5 protein-coding genes are annotated in these 6,099 nt (G+C 57.3%); 3 read left to right on the top strand and 2 right to left on the bottom strand.

The features are described 5' to 3' along the window. Positions 1-237: 237 nt before the first annotated feature. Together dcm and H7U20_RS18540 are read right to left on the bottom strand one after the other, a co-directional pair. Complete coding sequence (gene dcm, locus H7U20_RS18535) at positions 238-1,596, bottom strand: DNA (cytosine-5-)-methyltransferase (protein ID WP_199760626.1); 1,359 nt, start codon at positions 1,594-1,596, stop codon at positions 238-240. A 318-nt stretch (positions 1,597-1,914) separates the two neighbouring features. After that, positions 1,915-2,337, bottom strand: a complete 423-nt coding sequence (locus tag H7U20_RS18540) for a very short patch repair endonuclease (RefSeq protein WP_199760627.1) — start codon at positions 2,335-2,337, stop codon at positions 1,915-1,917. Positions 2,338-2,740: 403 nt separating this feature from the next. Here H7U20_RS18540 and H7U20_RS18545 point away from each other — a divergent pair, with 403 nt between their 5' ends. The 3 genes from H7U20_RS18545 to H7U20_RS18555 all read left to right on the top strand — a co-directional run bounded on the left by H7U20_RS18545 (position 2,741) and on the right by H7U20_RS18555 (position 5,039). Further along, a complete protein-coding gene (locus tag H7U20_RS18545) occupies positions 2,741-3,964 on the top strand; it encodes a DNA cytosine methyltransferase (RefSeq protein WP_199760628.1) in 1,224 nt (407 codons plus the stop codon). Positions 3,965-4,211: 247 nt separating this feature from the next. After that, a complete protein-coding gene (locus tag H7U20_RS18550; protein ID WP_199760629.1) occupies positions 4,212-4,601 on the top strand; it encodes a BPSL0067 family protein in 390 nt (129 codons plus the stop codon). Positions 4,602-4,607: 6 nt separating this feature from the next. Next, positions 4,608-5,039, top strand: coding sequence for an STY0301 family protein (locus tag H7U20_RS18555; protein ID WP_199760630.1), 432 nt, complete (start codon positions 4,608-4,610; stop codon positions 5,037-5,039). The last annotated feature ends 1,060 nt before the right edge of the window (positions 5,040-6,099 follow it).

A 6,099-nucleotide genomic window follows, 5' to 3' on the forward strand; every position in this document is an offset into this window, starting at 1 on the left:
GCGATGTCGCTCACCGCAGCAGTCCCGCTCAAGCGAGAAACATTGGCGAGCAAAGAGGGAAAGCCATATATTGACAGGGAAATTCGGGCACGTCGGGAGGGGGTATTGCTGGCTGGCAGGCGGAAGCCGTATCTGCCGAAAAGTTTGCGAAGCTGCAATTCCAGTACTGTATTCTTGCCCCGAATCGCCTGCCGCTCTCGCTTAGACGCTCCGGGTTGTATGCATCGTACTTTAAGTTTACGCCGCCAGTTTCCGCTTCTGCCGCTGCATACTTTTTGCCTGCAGGATTCGGCTTTTCATCAATTGGGCAACGGCGGCGAAGACGTGGACGACCACCGAGTTACCGAACTGCTTGTAGGCTTGAGTATCCGACACGGGAATTCTGAAGGCGGATTCGCACGGACCGTCGTAGCCCATCAGTCGTGCGCACTCGCGTGGTGTCAAGCGGCGCGGTCGGTTCTCGATGTTCTTCTTGTGATTAAAATCGAGGTCAGGGTTGAAGCCTCGATCGATCAGAATTTCCGAGCCATCCTTGTAGTAGCGTGCAGATAGGGTCCGTGTTACATCAGTTGATTTCACCAGCCCGTAGCCAAAACCGTTGCCCTTGGCCTTGTGCTTGATGGAGTAATTGAACAGGTAGCGCCAAAGCTCGATGGTAAGGATATATTTCGGGTCGACCTGCTTTTCCAAGATGTCATCCAAGGTAGGCTTACGCGGCGGAAAATGTTGATTGACATTCTTAAGCGTGAATCCATCGTGAATATTAAGATCCTTGCGGAAGCCAACGAGGACAATTCGTTCTCGATGCTGGGGAACAAAGTGGCTACCGCAGATGACCTTGTAATCGGTTGCACTGATTTGCTCTGAATCGGCTACCCAGTAGCCCAGCTCATCAAGCGCCTTCATAATGACGCGGAAGGTGTTGCCCTTGTCATGGCTCTTGAGATTCTTGACGTTTTCCAAGACAAACGCAGCCGGCTGCTTAACGGCAATAATGCGCGCGACGTCAAAGAAAAGCGTGCCTTGGGTATCATCTTCGAAACCGTGCTTCCGGCCAAGTGAGTTTTTCTTTGATACACCGGCAATGGAAAATGGCTGACATGGAAAACCAGCGAGCAATACATCGTGATCCGGCACTGTTTTATCAATGTGGTCGTAGGCTTGCGCCTCGCTAATGTTGGGGTTTTCGCTCAGCGTTACCTTACGGATGTCGTCGTTGAAGATGTGGTGTTGCGGGTCGGAATAGTTGTTGGCCTTGTAGGTACGCACGGCAAAGGGATTCCATTCGCTCGTAAAGACGCAGCGCCCTCCGATCTGCTCAAAACCACGCCTTATGCCACCGATGCCGGCAAACAAGTCAATAAAATCAAAATCGTAATTCGGGTGCGAGGCCGGCGCCTGTGGCAACAGCAACGCTAGATGCTCATACTCTGCATGGCTGAGGCGTGGGCTAGCTTTGCCGCTGAGCCAGCGATTTATCTTCTCTCGGCTCCATGAATCCGGCGAAATTTTATTGAGATATTCTGCAACGTTTTTCTGGTCGTAACTCTCGAGTGCTTTTTTCAGAAGCGTCAGTCCGTCGTTGTCTGGTGCCATGATGTTCTCCAACTTTACTGTGTCAAATTTGTGACGCATTATCACTTATTTGACCCAGAGATGAAAGGAAGTTCGGCGGCTTTTTGGGTGATTTCAAAAACACAATATACTGTGTTTTTATACAGTATAATATGAAGACAGCAAAGATGCAAGTCACATGAAATCAAATAGGCTCGGCCTCGGGGTAAGTGCCGCGCCTCTTACTCAGCGAGTTGATGGGAGAGCTTTGCGCGTGGAGGTCTTGTCCCTTTCTTGGGGGACAACGCAAACCGGGCCCAGTGTAGGCCTTGTGTTGGCAAGGCATTTCATTGGCAAAGCCTACTGTAGGCGAACTGAGCCTAGAAATTCCCGGACGATATGTTCCAGCACGTCCAAATCGCTCAGTTCGCACTCCCACACCACCAGCACATCCCAGCCGGCTAGGCGCAGCGTCTCGGTCGTGCGCTCGTCGCGCAGCTTGTTGCCGTTCAGCTTCTCGCGCCAGAACTCGACGCGCGATTTGGGTATGCGCCCACCCTTGCAGTTGTCGTGCAGGTGCCAGAAGCAGCCGTGCACAAAAATCACCTTCTTCCGCCCCGCGAAAACCAGGTCGGGCGAGCCCGGCAGCTTGCGCACGTGCAGCCGATAGCGGTAGCCGGCGGCGTACACCAGCTTGCGCACGATGAGCTCGGGGCGGGTGTTCTTGCCGCGAATTTTGCCCATCAGCGCGCTACGCGCCGCTTGATCGATGCTGTCCACCATGAGTCACCCCGCGCCGGCTTGCCGGCTATTCGTTTTTTCGACCGTCTACACCACTCCATGATCGCGCCGTTTGCGCAATCTTCAAGGTCCGTTTGCGCGAACACAAACTTAAGTTGTTGATGGCTGTATGAACACAGTGAAATTTGCTCAACAATGCAGCCGGCGAACGGCCCGATGCCGGCGGCGACGCTGGCCGCCTCATCTTTTGGTTTGATCGCGGCGGCGCCGGTGCTTTATACTTCTGCACAAATTTCCATCGCCCAGGCGGTCGAAATGTTGACGGAACGCTTACCCCGCGCAGCCCGTTCCGCGCGGCGCTGTCGCTCCACTTGCCTTGGCGAAGAACCACCGGCTTGATCGCGTCCCCTCCACCATCGATTCGTTCCGGCGCTATCAGAAAACCATGTACAACCCGCCCCTCACCTCCGCCCTGACGGACAAGCGCCCAGCGGTCCTTCCCCGCGCCCTGGAGTCCATCGAGCTGTTCGCCGGCGCCGGCGGGCTGGCGCTCGGCTTTTCCGACAACGACGTGCGGCACCGTGCCGTGGTGGAGTGGAACAGCCACGCCTGCAACACCATCCGCAACAACAAGCGCAACAACGTGGCGCCGATCAGCCATTGGCCGGACGTGACCGAGGGCGACGTCAAGAACTTCGTCTACGCGGGCCACCAGGGCATCGACCTGATCACCGGCGGGCCGCCCTGCCAGCCCTTCTCCATGGGCGGCAAGCACGGCGGCTTCCTCGACGAGCGCGACATGTTCCCGCAGGCGATACGCGCCGTGCGCGAGGCCAAGCCGCGCGCCTTCGTCTTCGAGAACGTGCAGGGGCTGACGCGCGCCGCCTTCGCCGACTACTTCAGCCACATCCTGCTGCAATTGGAGTTTCCGTCGCTGGCGGCCAAGCCCAGGGAGCAGTGGCCGGACCATCTGCTGCGCTTGAAGAAGCACAAGGCCGGCGGCAAGGCCAGCGAGTACCACGTCTACCACCGCCTGGTGAACGCGGCCAACTACGGCGTGCCGCAAAAACGCATGCGGGTGTTTTTCCTCGGCTTCCGCGCGGAGGACCAAATCGACTGGGAGTTTCCACGCGAGACGCACAGCCATAACGCGCTGCTGTTGTCACAGTGGCATACCGGCGAATATTGGGTGCGCCATCGGGTGTCGGCCAAGAACCGGCCGGGCCGGCCAGAGGGCATGGACAAGAAGATCCGCACCATCCTGGCGGCGGACCCGAGCGCGGACGTGCTGCCCTGGCTGACGGTGCGCGACGCCATCGCCGACCTGCCCGACCCGGAGCGCCATCCCGCCAAAGAGCTGGCGCAGGCGCACCGTTTCCAGCCGGGCGCGCGCAGCTATGTGGGCCACACCGGCAGTCCGCTGGACGAGCCGGCCAAGGCGCTCAAGGCGGGCGACCACGGCGTGCCGGGCGGCGAGAACATGCTGCGCCGGCCGGACGGATCGGTGCGCTATTTCACGGTGCGCGAGTCGGCCCGCATCCAGACCTTCCCCGACGACTTCATCTTCGACGGGACGTGGTCGGAGACCATGCGCCAGCTGGGCAACGCGGTGCCGGTGCGGCTGGCGGCGGTGATGGCCGAGCAGGTCTGCCGGCTGCTGCGCGACTAGGCTTACTGCGTCGGCGCGCGGCGCGCGGCGCGCGGCGCTAACATACAACCGTTCTCCTTTTACTTCACCTGGCGCCTTGACTGAAGCGTCGCCTGTTGTTGGTAAACATACCTCTCGGCCATTCCAGCCAGGCTTGCGCTCGCGCAAACAAAAAAAATGCGCGAGGACAATAATTTCGGACACCGTCTCGGCATTGCGCCACGTCTGCCGCAATGCCATACAGATTCCGGCCGAAAGGAGAATTGCCATGCCGTACATCTACACGGAGGCCCGCTCGCTGGAGCTCCACGACAAGGTCGACGATTTTGAATGTGTTTCTCTCATCAAGCATTTTACAAATGCGCCGAGCACGGCACATTGGAAAGAAGGCGCCAAGGTACTAGGCAGCAAAAATCTGCCGGTGGGCACAGCGATAGCCACGTTTGTCGATGGTCGATATCCCAACAGGAAGCATGGCAACCATTCTGCGTTTTATCTTGGCCAAGTTGCGAATGGAATCTATATCATCGACCAATGGCCTAGCATGACCACCAAGCCGAGGATCAAGAAGCGCTTCATCTATGCGCAAGGGAAAGGCAAGAATGGAAAATTCATCAATCCAACGGAAAATGCCGATGCGTTTTCCGTCATCGAGTAAGCCGGCATGACTCGCGTTCAACCGATAGCAGTTTGCGCCCTCGTCCTGCTGGCGCCATTGGCTGCGGGGGAGGAGCAACGCATCGAGTGCCCCGGCGAAATTCCGCAAGCCTCGGTCAAGTTGACGAGCACTCCGCCCGGATGGCTGACCTATGTTGCAGCCCCGCTCTTCCTGCACAATGCCGCCCCGACAAGCGGACCGCCGCAGGATCTCGGGCAAATGATCGGCGACACCGTGCGCAAGAGCAAGACCGAATGGATCGACAAGTACAGCCTGGAAGGACGCTATCCAAACGGAAAATGGTTGCAATGCGACTATGGTGTTCTCAACGAAATTTCGCTGTCAAAACGACTCGACGACGATACCAAGGAATGCACAGTTTCCGGCAAGAAGGGCGAAAAGGCCGGCCAGAATTTATTCACGATTCGCTGCAGGTAGGCGCCGCGACGTGCTCGTGCGCAAGGAGGCGGTGCCGCCCTCGCGGATCGCGGACAGCCTGTCCGCGCTCGACGAATTGCAGGATGAGGACAAATGAAAAGGCTGCTATTGCTCCTTGGGGCCACTGCCCTACTTTCGCCGGCCTACGCGAGCAACAGTAGCGCCCGCTGGACCGGCGAGTACGCCCCTCTCTCGGCCAGCTATTCAATCTACTCGGGCTTACCGGGCGAGCGTGAGGCACCGACGAAAACTGATCGCAAGCTGGCCATAGCGATCCAAGGGCCTGCGGCGAAAGAGATATTCGATTCGCTGTACCCCGACGCAAAAGACGTCACCTGCACCGACGAGAAGGGCGAACGCCTGCGCAGAAAAGGCGAGGTTTGGTGCTCCTACCGGCCAAGCGACGGGTACAGGTGCTTCTTGGGTTTCAATCTTCGAACTGGCGCGAGCATTTCCGGGGCGAGCTGCTGACGTCTTGCTGCGCCTCGCCAGCTATGTGGGCCACGCCGGCAGTCCGCTGGACGGCGGCCGCCGCGGCCGGCTAGTGGTCCGGTCCCTCGGGGGAAACATGCCTCTCGGCCATGACAGCCATGCTTGCGCTCAAGCGAACAGAAAAAATACGCGAGGACAATAATTTCGGACACCGCCCCGGCTTGGCGCCACGTATGGGCTGTCATCACTTGTTATCATTTTCTTGATGCGGTGTAATCGTTAGGCTACACTTATCAAGCATAGTTGCGTGGTTCCGCAGAGGGGCGAACTATGTATGAAGTAGTAAAAGACCCAAAGCAAGAACATACAAGAAGACGTAAGCAAATGGTCGGCTTGCCACATCACAAATTGGAGAGTCCAAGAGGACCGTATGAAAACAGCAGGAAACCTCGTGATTACTGATCAATTTGACATTGAGAAAATAAAGGCCCTTCCTAAGTACGAGGCGGCTGATTATTTGCGTACAGAGGAAGCTCTAGCCTGAATTTTTCATAAAAAAGGGCAAGAATGTCGTAAGTGATTGATAAAATGTGAGTTATCTAGAAACACAGTCAATCAACACGAACGC

This window comes from Rugamonas violacea (assembly GCF_016461825.1).
GTDB lineage: Bacteria > Pseudomonadota > Gammaproteobacteria > Burkholderiales > Burkholderiaceae_D > Rugamonas.

Coding starts and splice junctions, on each gene's coding strand:
- H7U20_RS18540 (WP_199760627.1), bottom strand. CDS start 2,337: ATGGTGGACAGCATCGATCAAGCGGCGCGTAGCGCGCTGATGGGCAAA.
- H7U20_RS18555 (WP_199760630.1), top strand. CDS start 4,608: ATGACTCGCGTTCAACCGATAGCAGTTTGCGCCCTCGTCCTGCTGGCG.
- H7U20_RS18545 (WP_199760628.1), top strand. CDS start 2,741: ATGTACAACCCGCCCCTCACCTCCGCCCTGACGGACAAGCGCCCAGCG.
- dcm (WP_199760626.1), bottom strand. CDS start 1,596: ATGGCACCAGACAACGACGGACTGACGCTTCTGAAAAAAGCACTCGAG.
- H7U20_RS18550 (WP_199760629.1), top strand. CDS start 4,212: ATGCCGTACATCTACACGGAGGCCCGCTCGCTGGAGCTCCACGACAAG.